This window comes from Mannheimia granulomatis, assembly GCF_013377255.1.
In the GTDB taxonomy this organism is placed as follows: domain Bacteria; phylum Pseudomonadota; class Gammaproteobacteria; order Enterobacterales; family Pasteurellaceae; genus Mannheimia; species Mannheimia granulomatis.
Genome location: NZ_CP016614.1, coordinates 1,875,146 through 1,896,916, shown reverse-complemented (window position 1 = coordinate 1,896,916; position 21,771 = coordinate 1,875,146). Strand labels below are relative to the sequence as shown.

The 21,771-nt window shown below is 39.8% G+C and carries 19 protein-coding genes; 12 read left to right on the top strand and 7 right to left on the bottom strand.

Translation table 11 applies throughout. The annotated features are described in order from the left end of the window. The first annotated feature begins 140 nt into the window (after positions 1 to 140). Complete coding sequence (gene lysM, locus A6B41_RS08820; protein WP_027074013.1) at positions 141 to 584, top strand: peptidoglycan-binding protein LysM; 444 nt, start codon at positions 141 to 143, stop codon at positions 582 to 584. A 106-nt stretch (positions 585 to 690) separates the two neighbouring features. Here the strand turns inward: lysM and A6B41_RS08815 are convergent, their stop codons facing one another. The 5 genes from A6B41_RS08815 to ubiD form a co-directional block, all read right to left on the bottom strand. Then, the gene (locus A6B41_RS08815) at positions 691 to 1,029 is read right to left on the bottom strand and encodes a glycine zipper 2TM domain-containing protein (RefSeq protein WP_032847352.1); all 339 of its coding nucleotides are present in this window, start codon (positions 1,027 to 1,029) and stop codon (positions 691 to 693) included. 128 nt (positions 1,030 to 1,157) lie between these two features. After that, positions 1,158 to 1,493, bottom strand: coding sequence for a hypothetical protein (locus A6B41_RS08810; protein WP_027074014.1), 336 nt, complete (start codon positions 1,491 to 1,493; stop codon positions 1,158 to 1,160). A gap of 147 nt (positions 1,494 to 1,640) precedes the next feature. Next, positions 1,641 to 4,586: a ribonuclease E gene (gene rne, locus A6B41_RS08805; protein WP_027074015.1), complete on the bottom strand. Its 2,946-nt coding sequence runs from the start codon at positions 4,584 to 4,586 to the stop codon at positions 1,641 to 1,643. Positions 4,587 to 5,138: 552 nt separating this feature from the next. Further along, positions 5,139 to 5,663: an isoprenylcysteine carboxyl methyltransferase family protein gene (locus A6B41_RS08800; protein ID WP_027074016.1), complete on the bottom strand. Its 525-nt coding sequence runs from the start codon at positions 5,661 to 5,663 to the stop codon at positions 5,139 to 5,141. A 137-nt stretch (positions 5,664 to 5,800) separates the two neighbouring features. Next, positions 5,801 to 7,264 (bottom strand): 4-hydroxy-3-polyprenylbenzoate decarboxylase, encoded by a 1,464-nt coding sequence (gene ubiD / locus A6B41_RS08795; RefSeq protein WP_027074017.1) that lies wholly within the window; start codon positions 7,262 to 7,264, stop codon positions 5,801 to 5,803. A 154-nt stretch (positions 7,265 to 7,418) separates the two neighbouring features. Here ubiD and znuA point away from each other — a divergent pair, with 154 nt between their 5' ends. Then, on the top strand, positions 7,419 to 8,390 hold the full coding sequence (gene znuA, locus A6B41_RS08790; protein ID WP_027074018.1) for a zinc ABC transporter substrate-binding protein ZnuA: 972 nt from the start codon (positions 7,419 to 7,421) through the stop codon (positions 8,388 to 8,390). Between the two features lie 61 nt (positions 8,391 to 8,451). Here znuA and A6B41_RS08785 read toward each other — a convergent pair whose 3' ends face one another. Further along, positions 8,452 to 8,934 carry a hypothetical protein gene (locus A6B41_RS08785; RefSeq protein ID WP_027074019.1) on the bottom strand — a complete coding sequence of 161 codons (483 nt, stop codon included), beginning with the start codon at positions 8,932 to 8,934 and terminating at the stop codon, positions 8,452 to 8,454. A gap of 67 nt (positions 8,935 to 9,001) precedes the next feature. Continuing rightward, a complete protein-coding gene (locus tag A6B41_RS08780; RefSeq protein WP_027074020.1) occupies positions 9,002 to 9,322 on the bottom strand; it encodes a zinc ribbon domain-containing protein YjdM in 321 nt (106 codons plus the stop codon). Positions 9,323 to 9,465: 143 nt separating this feature from the next. Here A6B41_RS08780 and rnr point away from each other — a divergent pair, with 143 nt between their 5' ends. The 10 genes from rnr to murD all read left to right on the top strand — a co-directional run bounded on the left by rnr (position 9,466) and on the right by murD (position 21,767). After that, positions 9,466 to 11,856, top strand: a complete 2,391-nt coding sequence (gene rnr / locus A6B41_RS08775) for a ribonuclease R (RefSeq protein WP_027074021.1) — start codon at positions 9,466 to 9,468, stop codon at positions 11,854 to 11,856. Next, positions 11,857 to 12,126, top strand: coding sequence for a hypothetical protein (locus A6B41_RS08770; protein WP_027074022.1), 270 nt, complete (start codon positions 11,857 to 11,859; stop codon positions 12,124 to 12,126). Positions 12,127 to 12,371: 245 nt separating this feature from the next. Further along, positions 12,372 to 12,830: a division/cell wall cluster transcriptional repressor MraZ gene (gene mraZ / locus A6B41_RS08765; RefSeq protein ID WP_027074023.1), complete on the top strand. Its 459-nt coding sequence runs from the start codon at positions 12,372 to 12,374 to the stop codon at positions 12,828 to 12,830. Positions 12,831 to 12,849: 19 nt separating this feature from the next. Then, positions 12,850 to 13,788, top strand: coding sequence for a 16S rRNA (cytosine(1402)-N(4))-methyltransferase RsmH (rsmH, locus tag A6B41_RS08760; RefSeq protein WP_027074024.1), 939 nt, complete (start codon positions 12,850 to 12,852; stop codon positions 13,786 to 13,788). A 15-nt stretch (positions 13,789 to 13,803) separates the two neighbouring features. Next, the gene (gene ftsL, locus A6B41_RS08755; RefSeq protein ID WP_027074025.1) at positions 13,804 to 14,115 is read left to right on the top strand and encodes a cell division protein FtsL; all 312 of its coding nucleotides are present in this window, start codon (positions 13,804 to 13,806) and stop codon (positions 14,113 to 14,115) included. A gap of 2 nt (positions 14,116 to 14,117) precedes the next feature. Continuing rightward, positions 14,118 to 16,178, top strand: coding sequence for a penicillin-binding transpeptidase domain-containing protein (locus tag A6B41_RS08750; RefSeq protein ID WP_027074026.1), 2,061 nt, complete (start codon positions 14,118 to 14,120; stop codon positions 16,176 to 16,178). Between the two features lie 8 nt (positions 16,179 to 16,186). Next, positions 16,187 to 17,680, top strand: a complete 1,494-nt coding sequence (gene murE, locus A6B41_RS08745) for a UDP-N-acetylmuramoyl-L-alanyl-D-glutamate--2,6-diaminopimelate ligase (RefSeq protein WP_027074027.1) — start codon at positions 16,187 to 16,189, stop codon at positions 17,678 to 17,680. A 216-nt stretch (positions 17,681 to 17,896) separates the two neighbouring features. Continuing rightward, a complete protein-coding gene (gene murF / locus A6B41_RS08740) occupies positions 17,897 to 19,291 on the top strand; it encodes a UDP-N-acetylmuramoyl-tripeptide--D-alanyl-D-alanine ligase (protein WP_027074028.1) in 1,395 nt (464 codons plus the stop codon). A 22-nt stretch (positions 19,292 to 19,313) separates the two neighbouring features. After that, positions 19,314 to 20,396, top strand: coding sequence for a phospho-N-acetylmuramoyl-pentapeptide-transferase (mraY, locus tag A6B41_RS08735; protein WP_027074029.1), 1,083 nt, complete (start codon positions 19,314 to 19,316; stop codon positions 20,394 to 20,396). A gap of 63 nt (positions 20,397 to 20,459) precedes the next feature. Beyond that, positions 20,460 to 21,767, top strand: coding sequence for a UDP-N-acetylmuramoyl-L-alanine--D-glutamate ligase (gene murD / locus A6B41_RS08730; protein ID WP_027074030.1), 1,308 nt, complete (start codon positions 20,460 to 20,462; stop codon positions 21,765 to 21,767). Positions 21,768 to 21,771: the final 4 nt, after the last annotated feature.

The following is a 21,771-nucleotide window of genomic DNA, read 5'->3' as shown; positions in this document are numbered from 1 at the left end:
AAATTACCGCTTGTAGCTGTTTTCAGTTGGCGGGTGGTTGAACTAATTAAATTTTGCTTGTTCTAATATTAGGAATGCACTATTTCCCGTAGTGGAAATTGTGTAGAATAAAACCCCTGTACTATTATGAGGAACTTACTATGGGCTTATTTGATTTTGTTGGCGACATTGGTCGTAAATTATTTAATAAAGAAGAAGATGCGTCAAAAGCAGTTACTGAACATTTAGCGGAAGATAATCCGGGTGTGGAAAATGTGAATGTAACTGTTGAAAACGGTGTGGCAAAAATTTCAGGTATTGCTTCAACGGCAGCAGCTGTTGAAAAAGCAGTCTTGATGGCAGGTAATGTGGCTGGTATTACTAAAGTGGATATTGAAGCATTAGAACTTGAAAGAAGCCAACAGTTAGCGGGTGACGATGAGTTTTATGTTATCCAAAAAGGCGATACTTTATGGGAGATCGCAGCTAAGGCATACGGTAACGGTGCAAAATATAAAGCGATTGTGGAAGCAAACAAAGAAGTAATTAAAGACGAAAATAAAATCTTCCCGGGGCAAAAAATCCGTATTCCGAAAAGTTTATAATTAATCATATTCTAAAAGCCAAGCTTATACAGCCTGGCTTTTTTAGTTTTTATAAGCAATAAAAAATTTAGAGCCTATACAGGCTCTTTATCAATTACAGGAATATTTATGCAAATTTAGGATGGGCGCGTTTATACTTTTTGGGAGAGTGCTTTTTATGTTTATCCCATTTGGATTTTGATTTATGTGATTTTTTATCACCTTTATTCCTATAGTCTTTGCTATCTTTTCGTTTATGGTCATTCCATTGGCTACCAATTACACCGCCTAAAGCTGCTCCAGAGACGGTTGAAACCATATCATTTCCTATGGCTGCTCCCGCTGCTCCACCAACTACAGCTCCAACTACAGTATCTTTTTGTTGGCGGTTTAACGCAGTAGCTTGAGCAGAAATTGATGTAGCAAATAATGCAACTATAAAGCTTTTTACTAGAATTGTTTTCATTGTATTTCCTTTACTCATCGATTCTTGATTTCTTGAATCATCGTACGTTTGATACAAAATGGTAATTAAAGTGAGTTCAAATTGATATAAAAGTCCTGCATGGCAGGACTTTTGCATTTGGTAAAAAATTATTTATTTTCTACCGCTTGTTTTACTTCTTCAACTTTGGCTTCCGTAGCTGCTTTGACTTCATTCGCTTTTTCCGTTATAGCTTCTTTTGCTTCAGCTGCTTTTTCTGCTACTTCATTTTTAATTTCAGTTGCTTTCTCAGCAGTAGTTTGAGCTGCTTCAGAAGTAGCTGTTTTAACTTCTTCTAATTTTGTTGCTGCGGCAGCTTTAATTTCAGTTGCTTTTTCCACAACGTCATTTTTAATTTCAGCTGCTTTGTCAGTTGTTGCTTGATCGCAGGCTGCAAGGGTGATTGTTGTTCCCAACATTAATAATGCTAAAATTGATTTTTTCATTCCGAGTTCCTTAAATAGTCAAAATAATTACACTTAATAAGTGCAATTTATTAGTCAAAATTTCCTAAAAATAGTTCATCGGTTTAATAAAAAATGCCTATTGTTTAATCAACAATAGGCATTATAAGTTAGAGGTTTCTACTATACTTAAGTATTGGTAGATCGAGGTGCAGACTCTACTTGACTCACTGCGCTGCTGTAGCCGCCAAAGCCTTTTCCGTAGAAGTAATATTTTGAATTTTGCCATTGAGTAATGGCAAAACTTTCTGGACTTTCTGCCGGAGCAGCCGCAACCGTCATGGCTGATTGAGTATGTTTAACTCGAGAGAATGTGCCGAGTTTTCCATCGAAAGTATAGCTACTTTCGTAATTAGAACGTGGCGCTTCGATTGTTTGGTTTTCCGCAGCTATTGCCGGTGCAACAGTCGCTTTTGATTGGAATTTACCTACGCGTTCATTCTTCTCTTTGACTAAATCACGTTCAGAATGTTGAGAAACAACGCTGCCAAATGGAGCAATATGTTCTTTCACATCTGATTTTTGGATTTCAGGTGTTGGTTGCGCAACTTCTTCCGTTTTTGTTTTTGCTTGTCCTAACTTTTCCTTCACTAAGTCGCGTTCAGTTGCTTGTGCAACAAAACCGCCTAATGGAGCAACAGAAGTAGATGGTTTAGCTGAGAGTTTATGCTCTGGCTGTTCTATTTCCGTAGTGACTCTATTTTCTTGCTGCTCAAGCATTTCATCAACGGATAGGAATTGTACTTTCTCTTCCACTTTTGTTGATGTTGTCAGTTTTACCCAAACTTTACCGCTGGCAAGCTCCGGAGAAGCAACCGCTGCGGTTAATGGCATTGGTGAAGGTGTAATTGCACGTTGATTTTCACGACGACGCTGATTGCCTACGCGCAGATGACGAGGTAAACGGCGTTGGCGGTTATTTTCACGTGTTTCCGTGTTATTTTCCGCTACCGGTTCAGCTACAAGCGGTTGAATTTGTGAAATATTTTGCACATTTTCAACTTCAGCTACTTTTACAGTAGTTTCGGCAGCATTCACATTTTCCGTTACAGCAACGTCTGAGGTTTCGACACGAACTTTTTTGCGTAAATCACGTCGTTGACGACGTTCAGTTTGATTTTCGCGAGAGTGAGTTCGTGTTTCTTGTTCACTAACCCCAACCACTTCTTCAATCACTGCTCGGCGTTGTTTTTTCTCAGGGCGGCTTGCTTTTTCTTCTTGCTGTGCCACTTGAGCTTGTTGCTGTTTACGTTCTTGATTTTCTGCCTTTGTATTACGGCTGGAACGTTCACGGCGTTGGCGACGATCGCGTTGATTACGTGATTTCGGTTTTGGTTTTTCTTCTACTTTTTCTTCAGTTGCAAACCAACCTTTGATTGCAGCAACAAGACGGCTAAAGAGTGATGGTTTAGCCGGTTTTGTAGGCATTGGTGAAGGCTGAAGGTTTAGTTCAGAGCTTTGTAATACAGATTCGACCGTAATAACAGGCTCATTACGAGTGACTAATACATCATCATTACTATGATTGTGATAATGAGGATGATCGTCTTCTTCACGCGCTTCATAATGCTTGGTTAAATCGTAGCTTAAGGTTGGTGTTACTTCATTTTCACGCAAGCGATAAACGCTAAAATGTGGCGTTTCCATACTTTCAGCCGGTACAACCACAATTTGTACATCGTGACGTTTTTCAATGCTGGAGATGGCTTTACGTTTTTCATTTAATAAGTAGCTTGCAATTTGCACCGGCACAATGGTGTGAACCTGAGCGGTGTTTTCTTTAATGGCTTCTTCTTCCAATAGGCGCAAGATTGATAAGGCGATAGATTCGTTATCCCGTACTTTACCTGTGCCTTGGCAGCGAGGGCAGATGTGCGATGAAGCTTCACTGAGTGATGGACTTAAACGTTGGCGGCTCATTTCTAATAAACCGAAACGAGAAATGCGGGCAAATTGGATTCTTGCACGGTCTTGGCGTGTTGCTTCACGGATGCGGTTTTCTACTTCACGTTGGTGACGAACCGGGGTCATATCAATAAAGTCGATCACGATTAAGCCACCTAAGTCACGTAAACGTAATTGACGGGCAATTTCATCTGCTGCTTCTAAGTTGGTGTTTAATGCCGTTTCTTCAATATCGCAGCCACGGGTTGAGCGTGATGAGTTGATGTCAATTGAGGTTAATGCTTCAGTTACATCAATAACGATTGAACCGCCTGACGGTAAACGCACTTCACGTTGAAACGCTGATTCAATTTGCGATTCGATTTGGTAGTGGCTAAATAGCGGTACTTCACCTTCGTATAAACGTACACGGTTGATGAAATCCGGACGAACTAAGCGGATATGGTTTTTCGCTTTTTCAAACACTTTTTTGTTGTCGATTAAGATTTCACCAATGTCACGGCGTAGGTAATCGCGGATTGCACGCACAATCACATCACTTTCTTGATGAATTAGGAAAGGTGCAGGACGAGATTCTGCCGCTTTTTTGATTGCTTCCCAGTGATGTAATAAGACTTTTAAGTCCCACTGCAACTCTTCCGGCGATTTACCGACACCGGCGGTACGCACGATTAACCCGACATCTTCAGGCACTTCTAAGCAGTCTAAAGCCTCTTTTAACTCTAAACGCTCATCGCCTTCAATACGGCGGGAAATACCACCTGCACGAGGGTTGTTTGGCATTAATACTAAATAGCTGCCGGCAAGCGAAATGAAGGTTGTTAAGGCTGCTCCTTTGTTACCTCGCTCTTCTTTGCTGACTTGAACAATGACTTCCTGACCTTCTTGGATAATATCTTTGATATTCGGGCGACCGTTAAACACATAGTCTGACGGGAAGTATTCGCGGGAAATTTCTTTTAATGGTAGGAAGCCGTGACGTTCTGCACCGTAATCTACGAATGCTGCTTCAAGGCTGGGTTCAACGCGGGTAATTTTACCTTTGTAGATGTTTGATTTTTTTTGTTCGTGACCCGGGCTTTCAATATCCAAGTCAAATAAGCGTTGCCCATCAACAAGAGCAACACGCAACTCTTCTTTTTGAGTTGCATTGATTAACATTCTTTTCATTGTGTTTTCTCATTATTTTGTTTCGTTTTGTTTTACATGGTCATTCCGACCCATTTTTTCAGGAATTATTTTGTGTCTATCTCACGACTGTCTAGATTCCTGATGAAGTGTTGATAGTTGTCTTACGTTCATTCTTCTTGTCTCAAAGAAACTGCAAAATCAATCACTTAGGGCTTGTTTATTCCTTTTACAAGCGGTTGTTTTTGCCCAATTTTTTGCAATTGTTCTGTTGCTTTTTGAAGGCAAAAATAACGAGGTATTATCGCATTTTAACGCTCGAAAAGGCAAGGTAATTATTGGTTGGTTGAGAAGTAATTTCATTGGGGGCAAAAATAGCTTTATACACTTTGTTTGTAGTGAAAACCATAAGAGACTGCCGTAGCTGCTACAACAATTAAGTTCTGGATTTTGAGAGAATTTTTTGCTGAATGTAAAGCTTGCTAAAATCAGATGTTGATTATTATGGGAGAGCAAGGTGGATATGTATATAACGCAGCTTTTAGCCGCGTTATACAAGGGGTAGTAGGGCTTAACCAACGAAATGTAATTAACTTAGTTATTTATTTGATTAAATAACGGTTTCATTACTTTTTCTTCTTGGTAAATTCGAGTACATAAAACCAACAAATAAAGAGGGAAAATGTAAATTAACGTATTCCAAGCATGGCAAAGAAATACTAAACCAATTAATTCCGGCAAAATATTTAAAAAATAGTTAGGATGCTTAATTGTCCGAAAGAGCATTGAAGTATTGATTTTGTGATTAGGTAAAATATAAAGTTTTACTGTCCAGATTTCTTTTAACTGCGAAATTACCCAAAATAATGCAACATAAGCTAACAACATAACTACAGCACCTAAAAAGCTAAAAGAATCCCAAGTGTGGTAAAAATAATTTGCCTCAAAGATTGCTGAAAAATAGAATAAAACATGCAGAACTGAAAGTAAGATTGAGATTTTTTTGCCATATTGTACCGCTCCATTTTTAATTAGCCTTTTTTCATTTTTAATTGAAATACTGAGGCTGTATAAGCGGACAATAAAAAAGATTATAAAGGTTAAATTAACCGATAACATAAGTTCTCCTTTTAAATATTATAAAAATAATTAACCACAGAATATATTAGGCTCCAAAAGACAAGAGTTGCAAAATTTCCAATAAATTCAACCGCTTGTATAGATGGGGTGGTTCGTAATTCTGTGGTTAATTGATATTATAGACCAAGCTGGTCCCAAATTTCATCAATGCGTTTGACCACTTTAGGATCTTTTTTAATTGGAGTGCCCCATTCTCTAGTGGTTTCTCCCGGCCATTTATTCGTTGCATCAATTCCCATTTTTGAGCCTAACCCTGCAACCGGTGAGGCAAAATCAAGATAATCAATCGGAGTATTTTCAATCAAGGTGGTGTCTCGTGTAGGATCGCAGCGGGTGGTAATTGCCCAAATGACATCTTTCCAATCTCTTGCGTTTATATCATCATCACACACAATTACAAATTTGGTGTACATAAATTGGCGTAAGAATGACCAAACCCCCATCATTACCCGTTTAGCATGACCTGCGTATTGTTTTTTGATGGTAACAACCGCAAGGCGATAAGAACAGCCCTCTGGTGGCAGATAAAAATCGACAATTTCCGGGAATTGCTTTTGTAAAATCGGGATAAACACCTCGTTTAACGCCTCGCCTAATACCGCCGGTTCATCAGGTGGTCTGCCGGTGTAGGTAGAGTGGTAAATCGCATCTTTTCGCATTGTAATATGGGTTACGGTAAACACAGGAAAATATTCTTGCTCATTATAGTAGCCGGTGTGATCGCCATAAGGTCCTTCCAATGCGGTTTCTTCAAGGTCGATATAGCCCTCAAGGACAATTTCTGCACTTGCCGGCACTTCTAATTCATTGGAGATAGATTTCACCACTTCCGTTTTTTGCCCGCGTAATAAACCGGCAAAGGCATATTCAGATAATGTATCCGGAATAGGAGTCACTGCCGCTAAAATTGTAGCTGGATCAGCCCCTAACACCACAGAAACCGGAAATGGTTTATCCGGATTTTCTGCTTTCCATTCTTGGAAATCTAAAGCACCGCCACGGTGAGAAAGCCAACGCATAATCAATTTGTTTTTACCAATGAGTTGTTGGCGGTAAATACCTAAATTCTGGCGTTTTTTATATGGTCCTTGAGTAACGGTTAGCCCCCAAGTAACCAGAGGGGCAATATCACCTTGCCAACAGTGCATGATGGGTAACTTGCTGAGATCAACATCTTCACCTGAAATCACAATTTGCTGACAATCTGCTTTGCTTAACACTTTAGGCGGCATATTTAGTACTTGTTTCCATTGTGGAAGTTGACCGATTAAATCTTTAAAACCTTTTGGCGGCTCGGGTTCTTTTAAAAAGGCAAGCAGTTTACCCAGCTCTCGCAAGGCTTTGGTATCTTCTTGACCCATTCCCATTGCGACCCGTTTTGGCGTGCCGAATAAGTTGCAAAGCACAGGAATATTACTACCTTTCGGATTTTCAAACAGCAATGCCGGCCCATTTTTACGTAAGGTGCGGTCGGCAATTTCGGTCATTTCTAAATAAGGATCGATCTCGTGTTTTATGCGAACCAATTCCCCTTGATTTTCAAGAAAATCAAGAAATTCTCGTAAATTTTTATATTTCATAGCGGCCAAATTTGTTAGTTTTTTTGCAAATGCAAGTATATAGAAAAAAGCAGGTGAAAAATACCCATAAAAAAATTATAGAAATTTTATGTGATTTTGTTAGAATATCTAGGTTTAAATTATTCGTGAAAAATAGGAAATAGGGGAAAACATTATGTTCAAAAAAACATTAATCGGATTAGCCGTTTTAGGAGCAGGTGTCGCTCAAGCGGATGTATTAACCAGTATTAAGCCGTTAGGTTTTATTGCTAATGCTATTACCGATGGAGTAACGGAAACTAAAGTATTACTCCCTGCGTCGGCTTCACCGCATGATTACAGCTTAAAACCTTCAGATATGTCTCAATTACAATCTGCCCAGTTAGTGGTTTGGATCGGCGACGGTTTGGAAGGCTTTTTGGAAAAAAGCATTGAAAAATTGCCAAAAGAAAAAGTGTTGACATTAGAAGATGTAGAGGCAATTGAGGCTATTGTTGATAAAGCAAGCAAAAAAGAAGATAAAGACGATGAGCATAAGCATGAACATAAAAATGAACATGCTCATAAACATGGACATAAGCACGGTCATAAACATGAAGATCACGAGCATCATGGTCATAGCCATGATGAAGATTGGCACATTTGGCTTTCAGCGGAGGCAAGTGAACTGGCTGCTGAACAAATTGCCGCTCGTTTAAGCGAACAATTACCGGAGCAGAAAGCAAAAATTGCGGATAATTTAGCAAAATTTAAAGCAAATTTAGTTGCTAAAAAGGCAGAAATTGCGAAACAATTAGGGCATCTAAAAAATGTAGGCTATTACACTTTCCATGATGCTTATGGTCATTTTGAACGTGATTATGGTTTAAATTCGCTGGGTTCATTTACTATTAATCCGACCGTTGCTCCTGGAGCAAAAACATTAGCTGCAATTAAGAAAAATATTGTGCAGCATAAAGCAGAATGTTTATTTGCAGAACCGCAATTTACGCCGAAAGTGATTGAAACTTTAGCTAAAGAAACAAAAGTGAATGTAGGGCAGTTAGATCCACTCGGTGCAAATATTAAGTTAAGTGCAACGGCTTATCCGGAGTTTTTACAATTACTGGCGAATGAATTTAGCCTATGTTTAGGAAAAACAAAATAAGATCCTATAGATAAAAATAGCCCCATTTAATATTCTTAAATGGGGCTATTTTGGTAACTCATTATTTTACAACGATTTTCTTACCATTAGTAAAATCAATCTGTTTTGCTACAGTTAAATGACCAACCGACACTTCATTTGTAGAGAAAATTTGTTTTGCCGGCTCAGGTAAATTATCTAGTGGTAGAGTAACAGTAATACTTTCTTTTTTACCTGATGCAATATCTTTATCCAGTTTAGTTTTGATTTCTTGGATAAAGAAAACTTGATTATTTACAGTAAAAGCAGATGACCAGTTGAGATTTTTGATTCTATTTTTACCTTTGTTAGTGACTTCGTAGATGAGTACTACAATATTTTGATTATCTTGAGTTGCAATGCCTCGTTGAGTTAAATTGATACTGACATTTTGATTAAAGGATTTTAAATTTGGATCTTCTGCTGCCTTTTGCTGTGTTGCTGCTTTTGTAGTATTCGCAGCTTGTGCATTAAAGGTGAATAATGAAAAGACAGATAAAGCCAAAAGTGTGTTTTTAAATAACATAGCACGTTTCCTTTTTGAATAATATTTGCAAAAGCAGCCTAATTTAGACCAATTATATATTCAGATTTTATGCCTTTTTCAGAAATTCAGATTTAAGCATAATTTTGCCGCAATCGACATTATGATCGCCATTGACTAAGCGTATCCCTTTGAATTTAGTACCTTTTTTCAGCACCTCAGAAGAACCTTTTAATTTTAGGTCTTTGATTAATAACACATCATCGCCGTCGGATAATAAATTACCATTGCTGTCTTTAACAATTAAGACATCTTCTTCTTGTAGATTTTCTTCACCCGTCCATTCATAAGCACAATCAGGGCAAACAAATTGAATTGAATCATGATAAGTATTTTCGCCTTTACATTCAGGGCAAGTTGGGTAAGTCATTATTTTTCCTCAAATAAAATAAAAAACTAATTATATAACGAAATCTGAAAAAATGGTAAGCGGTCAAATTTGAGTGATTTTTTACCACTTTATCTGAAAGTCAGTTAGAATAGGGCAAGATATTACCAATAAAGGAGGATGCTATGATAGTCGATCCAAATTATCAAAAAGAATTAGAAAAATATGAAAATCCGGTGCCAAGCCGAGAATTTATTTTAGAGACCATCCGTGAATATAACGCCCCAATGAGCCGCGATGAGTTGCTAGAAGCATTTCATATTTATGATGAAGAGCGAGCGGAAGGTATTCGTCGCCGTTTACGTGCGATGGAAAATGACGGTGAATTGGTTTTTACTAAAGGTAAGCGTTATGCCTTGCCGGAAAAAATGGATTTAATTAAAGGAACGGTGATAGGTCATCGTGATGGTTATGGATTTTTACAGGTAGAAGGTAGTGAAAAATCTATTAAAAGTGAAGATTGGTTTATTCCTAATGCTCAAATGGTTCGTGTAATGCATGGTGACTTTGTATTAGCCCAACCAAATGGTACCGATCGCCGTGGGCGTAAAGAAGTGCGAATTGTACGAGTGCTTGAAGCTCGTAAGAAACAGATAGTCGGCCGCTTTTTCCTTGAAAGCGGGATTGGCTTTGTCGTGCCGGATGATAGCCGTATCAATCAAGATATTTTAATTCCCGATGAATATCGTATGGGAGCAAGAATGGGACAAGTTGTTGTGGTTGAACTACAAGAACGGAAAGCCAGTTTCAGCCGCCCGGTCGGTGCTATTACCGAAATCTTAGGGGATAATTTGGCTCCGGGGATGGAAATTGAAATTGCTTTACGCAACCATGATATTCCTCATGCTTGGCCGGATGGCGTAGAAAAACAGATTCGCCAATTTACCAGTGAAGAAGTGCCGGAAGAGGCAAAACAAGGTCGAGTTGATTTGCGTCCATTACCACTTATTACCATTGATGGTGAAGATGCCCGGGATTTTGATGATGCGGTGTTTGCTCGCAAAGAGGGGGATGGCTGGCGTTTATGGGTAGCGATTGCTGATGTAAGTTACTATGTTCGCCCAAAAACGGCATTGGATCTTGAAGCTTTAAATCGAGGAAATTCAGTTTATTTTCCAAATCGAGTAATCCCAATGCTGCCGGAAGTGCTTTCAAACGGCTTATGTTCACTTAATCCACAAGTAGATCGTTTATGTTTAGTAGCAGAGATGACGCTTTCTGCAAAAGGTGAGCTAACAAGCTACCAATTTTATGAAGCAGTAATGAATTCACACGCTCGCCTCACCTATACTAAAGTATGGAAAATGTTAGAGGGAGATGAAACCTTACGTGAACGTTATGCTCCGCTAGTGCCTCATATTGAAGAGCTTTATGCTATGTTCAAAATTCTCATGAAAGCACGTCATAAACGTGGTGCAATTGAGTTTGAAACCATTGAAAATCAATTTATTTTTAATCCGCAAGGTCGGATTGAACGCATTGAGCCACTTATTCGTAACGATGCTCACAAGTTAATTGAAGAGTGTATGATTCTGGCAAACATTGCCGCGGCTCGTTTTGTCGAGGAAGCCAATGAGCCGGCATTGTACCGTATTCACGACAAGCCAAGTGAAGAAAAAGTGATGAGCTTTAAATCCTTTGTGCGTGAATGTGGTTTGACTTGGGATGTGGGTTTAGAACCGAGTCCGAAAGATTACGGTGTTCTACTTGAGCAAATTGCGAAGCGGGCAGACAAAGAGCTGATTCAAACCATGTTGCTACGCTCGCTGAAACAGGCTGTTTATGCAGCGGATAATATTGGTCACTTCGGTTTAGCATTAAGCGAATATGCTCATTTTACCTCACCGATTCGCCGCTACCCTGATTTATTGTTGCATCGAGCAATTAAATATCTAATTGAAAAGGGCAAAGGCAATAAACGCCATTACACTGATGGCGGCGGTTATCACTACAAGCTCGATGATATCGACCAATTTGGTGATAAATGTTCCGCTACAGAACGCCGTGCGGATGAGGCGACAAGAGAGGTCGCAGATTGGTTAAAATGCGAATTTATGCAGGATCATCTTGGTGCAGAGTTTGATGGTGTAATTTCAAGCGTAACCGGCTTTGGTTTGTTTGTGAAGCTCAACGAGCTACTAATTGATGGCTTGGTACATATTTCAACCTTGGATAATGATTATTATCACTATGATGCTGACCGTCAACGTTTGGTTGGTGGTAGTGGCGTGATCTACCGTTTAGGTGATGCAGTACGTGTGAAGGTGATTAATGTCAATCTCGATGAGAAAAAAATTGATTTTGAACTACTTACTGAACACAAAAAAAGTGGTAAAACGGCAAGGAAAAAGGCTAAGTTAGAGGCAACCAAGCCTATTTTCAAAGAACCTAGAACGGTGAAAAAAGCAGAGAAAAAACCGGCAAAATCGGTAAGAAAAAGTAGAAAAACAACCGCTAGTAAACCGAAAGTAGCTAAAAAGAAAAGCTCGGCTAAAACTAAAAAATCAGGGGAATAAATGAACTACAAAAAACAGATTCTGTTTAGCATTTTATTTGCATTACTGATGGCAGTAATCAGTTATTTTGTGTTTACTTATCTCCCTTATGATTGCGGTAATTTAACTCAGTTAACCTATACGCAACGCCTAGAATGCCGTACAGTTGAAGTGTTGGGGATCTATTATTGGTTGCCTCATACCACTACGCTGTTTTTTAGTTCAATTCTATTTTATTGGATTGTTTATGGCGTGATTGCAGGAGGAAAGTTTTTGCTAGAACGTAGATAGAACAACTTGAAATAACCGCTTGTATATTCAATGATACAAGCGGTTTATTTTTGGTAAAAATTTGCAAAAACAGTTAAAAATCACAAAAGCCTATCTGAAAAGATGGGCTTTCATTTTGTAAAGAAACTAAAACTCCTTGATAGATGTACAACTAATCTATAAAATTCATCAATTAAGTGGGAAAAAGTGGAGTATTGTGGAACTTTATCCTAATTTTACCTCTTCTAAATAGGGAAAAGATCAAAATGTTTCGTGGTGTTAGTTCAATCAGCATTGATAGTAAAGGGCGGATCGCAATTCCGACACGTTATCGTGCCGAATTGTTAGAAAAGCATCATGGCATTTTGGTTTGTACCGTAGATATTCGCCAACCATGTTTGTTGCTTTATCCATTACATAAATGGGAAGTGGTTGAGCAAAAATTATTGGCGTTGTCAAATTTTGACCCAGTTCAACGAAGAATCCAACGTGTGATGCAAGGTTTTGCAACCGAATGTGAAATGGATTCTGCAGGGCGTGTGCTATTAAGCCCGGCGTTACGTCAGCATGCTCAACTTGAACAGCAGATTATGCTAGTTGGGCAGTTAAATAAATTTGAAATTTGGCAAGATAAACAATGGCAGGCTCAAATTGCCGAGGATCTTGCTTTTGGTAGTTCAGCAGAAATGTTGGATTGCGATGCACTGAAAAATCTTTCTCTATAACAAATAATCGGAACCGCAGATGAGTGATTCTCCAAAACATATTACCGTTCTTTTGCACGAAGCTGTTGAAGGTTTGGCAATTAAGCCAAACGGTATTTATATTGACGGCACTTTCGGGCGAGGAGGCCATTCTCGTTTAATTCTTTCTAAGTTAGGTGAATATGGTCGTTTGATTGCGACAGACCGCGATCCCCGTGCTATTGCAGAGGCGAACACTATCAGCGACGTTCGTTTTCAAATCAAACATACGGCTTTTTCTGCTATTCCTGAAATCTGTGAGGAGATGGGATTAATAGGCAAAATTGACGGAATATTATTAGATTTAGGTGTATCTTCCCCACAGCTTGATGAAGCTGAACGCGGTTTTAGCTTTATGCGTGACGGGCCTTTGGATATGCGCATGGATACTACCAAAGGTTTATCTGCCGCAGAGTGGCTGGCACAAGTTTCAGTGGACGATTTAGCGTGGGTGCTGAAAGAATTTGGTGAAGAGCGTTTTGCTAAACGTATTGCACAAGCGGTCGTTTCTTACAATAAATCTGCAAATGAAAAAATTTCCCGTACTTTACAATTAGCGCAAATTATTAGCGATGCAGTGCCGTTTAAAGATAAACATAAACATCCTGCGACTCGCTCATTTCAAGCAATTCGAATTTTTATTAATAGTGAATTAGATGAGTTGGAGAAAGCCTTAAATGCAGCTTTAAGTGTATTGGCACCGGAAGGCCGTTTGTCGATTATCAGTTTCCATTCTCTTGAAGACCGTATGGTCAAGCAGTTTATGCGTAAGCATAGTAAAGGAATGGAAGTACCGAGAGGATTACCGATTTTAGAATCTGAGCTGAATAAAAACATTCCACTAAAAACCATCGGTAAAGCAATTATGCCGAGTGAAGCCGAAATTGAAACAAATACTCGCTCGCGTAGTGCAGTATTACGTATTGCCGAAAAGCGTTAATTTATAGGAATCGCTATGTCAAACGAACGTTATCCTTTACATCAAATTATTATTGATGACATTTTTAGTCATAACAAGGTCGCGATTTTACTATTGATAGGCGTGGTTATTTCAGCGGTTGCTACAATTTGGGTAACACACCAAACCCGTTTATTAGTTAGTGAGCAAGGTCAGCTTATACAAGCTAATCAGCGATTAGAAAGTCAGTATACGAATTTGTTGCTGGAAGAAAACAGTCGCAGTGGAAGGGCAAGGGTAGATGCCGCAGCGAAGTCCTTTGGTTTACAACCGATTAAAAAAGAGCAAGAAATAATTTTAGTTGAATAAAAATGGTTACATCAGTCAAATTAAAGCGTAAAAAAGAAACGCCTATTAATAAAGCAGAATCTCAAAAAGCGGACAGTAAAAAATTACCGAGTTTTTTACCAAAACGTTTTGCAGTTGTTGCTTTTTTGATGGTTGTCATGGTTGCGGGCTTGTTAGGCCAAGCAGCTTATATTCAACTTGTTGATTCGGAAAGATTAATTAAAGAAGCAAATAACCGCTCACTGCGGACTAAAGAACTACAATTTACTCGCGGCAGAATTTTAGATCGCAACGGACGCTTTCTCTCTATCAGTGTGCCAATGTATTCATTAACTTTAGATCCAAGAGAATATTTTGACACTAAGCTACGCCGATCAAACGAAAGTTGGCGGGCCTTGGCAATTGAGATGGAAACATCTAAAAGCAAGATTGAAGCAAGCGTTAATAAATTTATTGAAAAGAAAAATGTTTCTAAAGAGAAAGTGGATTTTGACCCTCGCTCTACGCTAAATACTAAAAGTGAGGGCTATTGGACACAGCTTTCTCAAGTAACAGGATTAGATTACAACACCTTACTTGAAAAAGTACGAAATAATCCGAATTCTGTTTTTTTGCGTTTGGATAATGAAAATGCCGAATTAGAACGCAAAAAATTCCAAGCATTAAGTAAAGAAATCGGACGTTCATACAATGATGTAATGACCGAGCTTTATGCAAAAAACCGTCAGCGATTTGTTTATCTTTCCCGCCACGAATCGGAAGCGATTAGCGAATATGCAAAAGAACTTGATATTAGTGCATTGGTAGTGAAAGTGGAATCTCGCCGTTTTTATCCATTAGCAGAAGAGTCTTCCCAACTTATCGGTTTTACTGATAAAGATGATATGCATGGCTCTGAGGGTTTAGAGCGTAGCTTTGATTCACTGCTTATCGGTAAAAACGGTAAGCAAATTATCCGTAAAGATGCTAAAGGTAATATTGTTGAAAATATTCGTTCGGAAAAACAATACGATCCGCAAGATGTAATGCTCAGCATTGATGAAGAATTGCAATCAATGGTTTACGGTGAGATTAAAAAGGCGGTTCAGGAAAATAATGCAGAGTCAGGTACAGCCGTGTTGGTAGATGTACAGACCGGTGAGATTCTGGCGATGGCAAATGCACCATCTTTCAACCCGAATAAGAGAGACAGCTTCAAGCCTGAGCTAATGCGTAACCGCGCAATTACCGATACTTTTGAACCAGGATCAACAGTAAAACCTTTTACTGTTTTAACTGCATTACAGCAAGGGGTAACTTATCGTGATGAAGTTATCAGCACTCGTCCGTTTGTGGTAAATGGACATACCATTAAAGACGTTGCTCCAAGAGATAGCTTGACGCTTACCGGAATTTTGCAGAAATCCAGTAATATTGGGGTGAGCCGCTTAGCATTACGTATGCCATCGACTGCTTTAGTTGATACTTACACCAAAATCGGCTTTGGTAAAGACACCGGATTGGGACTAGGCGAGCAGCGAGGGTCTAATGGTGATCGCAAACGCTGGGCAGATATTGAACGGGCAACGCTCTCTTATGGATATGGCTTAAATGTAACGCCATTACAACTTGCACGAGCTTATGCAACCTTAGGTAGTTTCGGTATTTATCGTCCACTGTCGATTACTAAAGTGGATCCGCCTGTGATAGGTGAGCGTGTATTGCCGGAAAAAATCACCCGCGATGTTGTACATATGATGGAAAGTGTGGCAGCTAAAGGCGAAGGTGGGCAGCGTGCGGCAGTAGATGGCTACCGTGTTGCGATTAAAACCGGTACAGCCCGTAAATTAGAAAATGGCAAATATGTAGAAAAATATATCGCTTATACCGCCGGTTTAGCCCCGGCAAGTGATCCGCGTTTTGCGTTAGTGGTATTAGTGAATGAACCAAAAGCCGGTAACTATTACGGTGGTTTTGTTTCCGCCCCACTTTTCTCCCGCATTATGGGTTATACGCTGAAACAACGTAATATCAAGCCGGATAATTTAACTGAAGATACACAAAGTGCAGTACGTGAAATAAAATTAGAACGCAGAGTTAATTAAGGCACACTATGAAACGTTTACTTCCTTTTCTGACAGAGCTAGATGCTTGGGTTGAAGAATTAACCGAGCTAAATGAAATGACCTTGGATAGCCGCCAAATCAAACAAGGCGATCTCTTTGTGGCATTAAAAGGTCACCAAGTTGATGGCAGACAATTTATTAATAAAGCGATTGAGCAAGGTGCAAGCCTTGTGCTGGCAGAAGCGGATGATGATCAATTTGAAGTTGAGTTAGATCCTGCATTTGCAAAATTTAACCTAGATCGTACCGCTTGTTGTAAGGTAGTTTCGGTACCACATCTTCCCAAATTACTGTCTGAGATTGCAGGAGCTTTTTACGACAATCCATCACAAAAACTAGTCTTATCGGGCATTACTGGCACTAACGGAAAAACGACTACGGCCCAATTACTAGCACAATGGCGGAATTTATTAGGTGGAAAATCTGCAATGATGGGAACCATTGGCAACGGTTTATATGGCAAAGTACAAGAAGCAGTAAATACCACAGGCTCTGCGATTGAAATCCAACGCAATTTAGCCGATTTTGTAGAACAAGGGGCAGATTTCTGTGCAATGGAAGTTAGCTCACACGGTTTGGCTCAATTTAGAGCGGAAGCTTTAGAATTTGATTTGGCAATATTCACAAACTTAAGTCGCGATCATCTCGACTATCACAACACAATGGAAGAATACGCCGAAGCCAAATTCCGTTTATTCAGTGAGCTGAAAACCCACACTCAACTAATCAATGCTGATGATGAAATCGGTGCAAAATGGCTAAACAAATTACCAAATGCAGTTGCTGTTAGCACTCAGCCGGATTTTTTAAGTAACCACCGTTTTGTGAAAGCCACAGAGGTAAAATTTACCCTCCAAGGGGCAAGCATTAAATTTGCTTCAAGTTGGGGAAATGGTGAACTTAGCAGTCGCTTAATCGGGGCGTTCAATGTGAGTAATCTACTCACTGCTTTTGCCGGCTTGCTGGCGCTTGGTTTTAATATTAATGAATTAGTGAAAACTGCTCCGAATTTGGTCGGCGTGGCAGGTAGAATGGAATGCATTACTGCAAACAATAAACCAATGGTGATTGTGGATTATGCCCATACGCCTGATGCCTTAGAAAAAGCCTTACAGGCTGCACGCTTGCATTGTGAAGGCGAACTTTACTGCATTTTCGGCTGTGGCGGAGACAGAGATGCGGGCAAACGCCCATTAATGGCAGCAATTGCAGAAAAACTCGCAGATAAAGTGATTGCTACAGACGATAATCCTCGCACCGAAAATAACCAAAATATTATGGCAGATATTGTTAAAGGCTTCGCGAAACCACAAACGGTACAAATTATCCACAATCGTGAAGAAGCGATTAAAACGGCAATCGAACAAGCTAAAGCTAGTGACGTGATTTTAATTGCAGGCAAAGGCCACGAAGATTATCAAATAATTGGGGCGGAGAAATTGCATTTTTCGGATCAGGAAACGGCGAGAAGATACCTTTAACATTTATTTTAATCAAATCTCCCCCTCCCCTCTTTGCTAAAGAGGGGTGCTCGTGCAAAGCATATTTTTAGTTCATCTGGCGATTTGCGGTTTTATGTAGAAAATAAACTTCAAATTTGTGTAGATCTGATTCCCCTCTTTAGCAAAGAGGGGTTAGGGGAGATTTGGCAGAGTTAATATACGCTCATATTTAATGATTTATATAAGAAAAACAAAATGATAAAACTAACAACCCAGCAAATTGCTGAAATCTTAAATGCTCGACTTGTCGGAAATGGCGAAACAGTTGTGGAAACTACCAGCACAGATACCCGTCAAGCGGTCGAAAACGGCTTATTTTTTGCATTGAAGGGCGAAAATTTTGATGCCCATAATTATCTTGTCAATGCTGTTGAACAAGGCTGTGTGGCGGTAGTGGTTGAGCGGGAATGTGAGATTAACGTACCGCAAATTATTGTGGCGGATACCCATTTGGCATTGGGTGAATTAGCAAAGTGGTTAAAGGCGAAACTAAATCCGAAAACGGTCGCGATGACAGGTTCTTCCGGCAAAACAACCGTGAAAGAGATGACTGCAAAAATTTTGCAAAAAATGACCGCTTGTGAAGATGAAGTTCTCTATACTTTCGGTAACTTAAACAATGAGTTAGGTGTGCCTATGACCTTGCTTCGCTTAACCGAACAGCATAAATATGCGGTGATTGAGCTGGGGGCGAATCACATTGGCGAAATTGCTTACACAACCTCGATTGCACAACCTGATGCTTGCTTGGTGAATAATGTTGCTGCCGCGCATTTAGAGGGGTTTGGTTCGCTAGAAGGTGTGGCAAAAGCCAAAGGTGAGATTTACCGCGGTTTGAAAGAAGGTGGTAAGGCGATTGTAAACTTAGCTTTCTACTATCCGCAGTGGCAGCAAGAAATTGGCTCGCACGAGCTAAATTCTTTCTCTTACGTTAGCTCAGATAGCGATTCTTACGCGGATTACTGGGCGGATAATGTTGAGCTGCAATTAAATGGCTCACGTTTTACGTTACACACGCCACAAGGCGAAACTGAAATTCAGTTGCCCTATTTAGGCAGCCATAATATCAGCAATGCGTTGGCGGCAACTGCACTTGCAATGTCGGTAGGGGCAACACTTGAGGCGGTTAAAGCAGGTCTTGAGCAGCGTTCAATGGTAAAAGGGCGTTTGTATCCGGTGCAGATTAATGAGGATTGCTTGTTCATTGATGATACTTACAATGCCAATGTAGATTCAATGAAATCGGCAGTTTCAGTATTACAAAATTACCCTGCTTATCGAATTTTTGCAGTAGGTGATATGGCGGAATTAGGGGCAGAAAGCGAAGTCTGCCATCAAGAGGTAGCGGATTTTGCTGCTCAGGCGAATTTAGATTTAATCGTTAGCTTTGGCAAAGAGAGTGCGGTAATTAGCAATAAGGCAGAAAATCACTTCACTGATAAACAAAAAATGGTGGAATTTTTAACGCCGATTATTTTGCAAAAAATTGAGCAAAAACAACCGCTTGTATTATTAGCCAAAGGCTCTCGTAGCCAAAAAATGGAAACGGTGATTTCCGAACTGTGTAAACAATTTAACGTAAATTTCTAATTATTATTTTAAGGACTAAACAATGTTAGTTTGGCTTGCTGAATATCTTGTTCAATATAATACAGCGTTTAATGTTGTATCTTATATTACTTTCCGTGCCATTATGGCGTTATTAACGGCAATGGGAATTGGGCTCTGGATTGGGCCGAAGGTAATTCGCCGGTTGCAAATTTTGAAATTTGGCCAAGAAGTGCGTAATGACGGACCGGAAAGCCACTTTAAAAAACGTGGTACCCCAACTATGGGCGGTATTATGATTTTGATTGCCATCGGTGTCAGCACATTATTATGGGCAAATTTAACTAATCCTTATGTTTGGTTCACCTTATTTGTGTTATTTGGCTATGGTGTGGTGGGATTTATTGATGATTATCGTAAAATTGCGCGTAAAAACACAGACGGCTTAATTGCCCGTTGGAAATATTTTTGGTTATCTGCCATTGCCTTAGTTGCCGTATTTGGGATGTATGCGGTTGGGAAAGATACCGCAGCGACTCAATTAGTCGTGCCGTTCTTTAAAGATGTTATGCCACAATTAGGCGTGTTCTACATTATCTTAGCTTACTTTGTGATTGTTGGCACCAGTAACGCGGTGAATTTAACTGATGGCTTAGACGGCTTGGCAATCGTGCCAACCATTATGGTTGCCTCCGCTTTTGCCTTGATTGCATGGGCAACAGGTAACTTTAACTTTGCTCAATATCTACATATTCCGTTTATTCCAAATGCGGGTGAATTAGTAATCCTTTGTACCGCGATTGTGGGGGCAGGTTTAGGTTTCTTATGGTACAACACCTATCCGGCACAAGTATTTATGGGCGATGTCGGCTCGCTTTCATTAGGCGGTGCATTAGGTGTGATTGCCGTACTTGTTCGCCAAGAATTATTGTTAGTTGTAATGGGCGGTGTATTTGTGGTGGAGGCACTGTCGGTAATCTTACAAGTGGGTTCATACAAATTACGCCAAAAACGTATTTTCCGTATGGCACCGATTCACCACCATTTTGAATTAAAAGGCTGGCCGGAGCCACGGGTTATCGTCCGTTTCTGGATTATCACGCTAATGCTTGTGTTAGTGGGCTTAGTGACGCTTAAATTACGTTAAAGTACATAAGGTGCATTTTTATTAATGCACCTTATACTGTTTTTTAGATTTAGAGAAAAAATTATGCAAAACCAATACCAAGATAAAACAGTCACTATTATCGGATTAGGCACAACAGGCCTATCTTGTGTTGATTTCTTTATGCGTAAAAAAGCGAATGTACAAGTGATTGATACACGAGAAAAACCGGCAGGTGCAGAGCGCTTAGATAAAAGGATTCCTTTACACACAGGCAGTTTAAATAGTGAGTGGTTGCTCAAATCGGACTTAATTGTCATAAGTCCGGGGCTTGCATTGGCGAGCCCTGAAATTCAGCAAGCAATTCAAGCCGGGGTTGAAGTAGTGGGTGATGTAGAACTTTTCTGCCGTGAAGCAAAAGCGCCAATTATTGCTATAACCGGCTCAAACGGTAAAAGTACGGTAACTACACTGACTACCGAGATGGCAAAACAAGCCGGAATCAAAGTAGGGATGGGCGGTAACATTGGTGTGCCTGTGCTGAGTTTGTTAGAAGAAGATTATGAACTTTTTGTTTTAGAACTATCCAGTTTCCAATTAGAAACCACTTATTCGCTAAAAGCTCAAGCAGCAACGATTTTAAATATCAGCGAAGATCATATGGATCGCTATAATTCGATTGCGGATTATCGTGCGGCAAAATTACGTATTTATGACAATGCCAAATACATTATTGTGAATGGTGAAGATCCGCAAACTTACCCTGATCAAGCGGTCAAAAACTTGATACGTTTTGCAGAACAAAATGCCGAATACACGATGAGCAACGGTTTGCTTTATGTAGGTGATATTGCGGTGATGAATACCTCTCAAATGCTCATCAGCGGGCGTCATAATGAAATGAATGCTCTAGCAGCGATGGCATTGGCGGAGGCTGCAAATGTACCACGTGAAGGAATCGTAAAAGCACTCCAAGTTTATGGTGGTTTACCACATCGTTTCCAAGCAATTCCAACTAATGACGGCGTACGTTGGGTCAATGATTCTAAAGCGACTAATGTTGGTAGTACAGTTGCGGCATTAAACGGTTTAAATGTGGCAGGTACGCTTTATCTATTATTGGGTGGAGATGGAAAAGCGGCTGATTTCTCCGAATTAAGACCGCTGATTAATAAACCGAATATTGTCTGCTACTGTTTCGGTCAAGACGGTGCAGATTTAGCGGAATTAAGTGAGCAAAGTGTTTTAGTTGAAACAATGGAGCTAGCTGTTGAAGCAATCCGAGCGAAATTGAAAAGAGGTGATATGGTGTTGCTTTCACCGGCCTGTGCAAGTTTGGATCAATTTAAGAATTTTGAACATCGTGGTGATGTGTTTATGGCACTCGCACAAAAACAAGAGCCACAAGGATAATAGG

Coding starts and splice junctions, on each gene's coding strand:
- lysM (WP_027074013.1), top strand. CDS start 141: ATGGGCTTATTTGATTTTGTTGGCGACATTGGTCGTAAATTATTTAAT.
- A6B41_RS08815 (WP_032847352.1), bottom strand. CDS start 1,029: ATGAAAACAATTCTAGTAAAAAGCTTTATAGTTGCATTATTTGCTACA.
- A6B41_RS08810 (WP_027074014.1), bottom strand. CDS start 1,493: ATGAAAAAATCAATTTTAGCATTATTAATGTTGGGAACAACAATCACC.
- rne (WP_027074015.1), bottom strand. CDS start 4,586: ATGAAAAGAATGTTAATCAATGCAACTCAAAAAGAAGAGTTGCGTGTT.
- A6B41_RS08800 (WP_027074016.1), bottom strand. CDS start 5,663: ATGTTATCGGTTAATTTAACCTTTATAATCTTTTTTATTGTCCGCTTA.
- ubiD (WP_027074017.1), bottom strand. CDS start 7,264: ATGAAATATAAAAATTTACGAGAATTTCTTGATTTTCTTGAAAATCAA.
- znuA (WP_027074018.1), top strand. CDS start 7,419: ATGTTCAAAAAAACATTAATCGGATTAGCCGTTTTAGGAGCAGGTGTC.
- A6B41_RS08785 (WP_027074019.1), bottom strand. CDS start 8,934: ATGTTATTTAAAAACACACTTTTGGCTTTATCTGTCTTTTCATTATTC.
- A6B41_RS08780 (WP_027074020.1), bottom strand. CDS start 9,322: ATGACTTACCCAACTTGCCCTGAATGTAAAGGCGAAAATACTTATCAT.
- rnr (WP_027074021.1), top strand. CDS start 9,466: ATGATAGTCGATCCAAATTATCAAAAAGAATTAGAAAAATATGAAAAT.
- A6B41_RS08770 (WP_027074022.1), top strand. CDS start 11,857: ATGAACTACAAAAAACAGATTCTGTTTAGCATTTTATTTGCATTACTG.
- mraZ (WP_027074023.1), top strand. CDS start 12,372: ATGTTTCGTGGTGTTAGTTCAATCAGCATTGATAGTAAAGGGCGGATC.
- rsmH (WP_027074024.1), top strand. CDS start 12,850: ATGAGTGATTCTCCAAAACATATTACCGTTCTTTTGCACGAAGCTGTT.
- ftsL (WP_027074025.1), top strand. CDS start 13,804: ATGTCAAACGAACGTTATCCTTTACATCAAATTATTATTGATGACATT.
- A6B41_RS08750 (WP_027074026.1), top strand. CDS start 14,118: ATGGTTACATCAGTCAAATTAAAGCGTAAAAAAGAAACGCCTATTAAT.
- murE (WP_027074027.1), top strand. CDS start 16,187: ATGAAACGTTTACTTCCTTTTCTGACAGAGCTAGATGCTTGGGTTGAA.
- murF (WP_027074028.1), top strand. CDS start 17,897: ATGATAAAACTAACAACCCAGCAAATTGCTGAAATCTTAAATGCTCGA.
- mraY (WP_027074029.1), top strand. CDS start 19,314: ATGTTAGTTTGGCTTGCTGAATATCTTGTTCAATATAATACAGCGTTT.
- murD (WP_027074030.1), top strand. CDS start 20,460: ATGCAAAACCAATACCAAGATAAAACAGTCACTATTATCGGATTAGGC.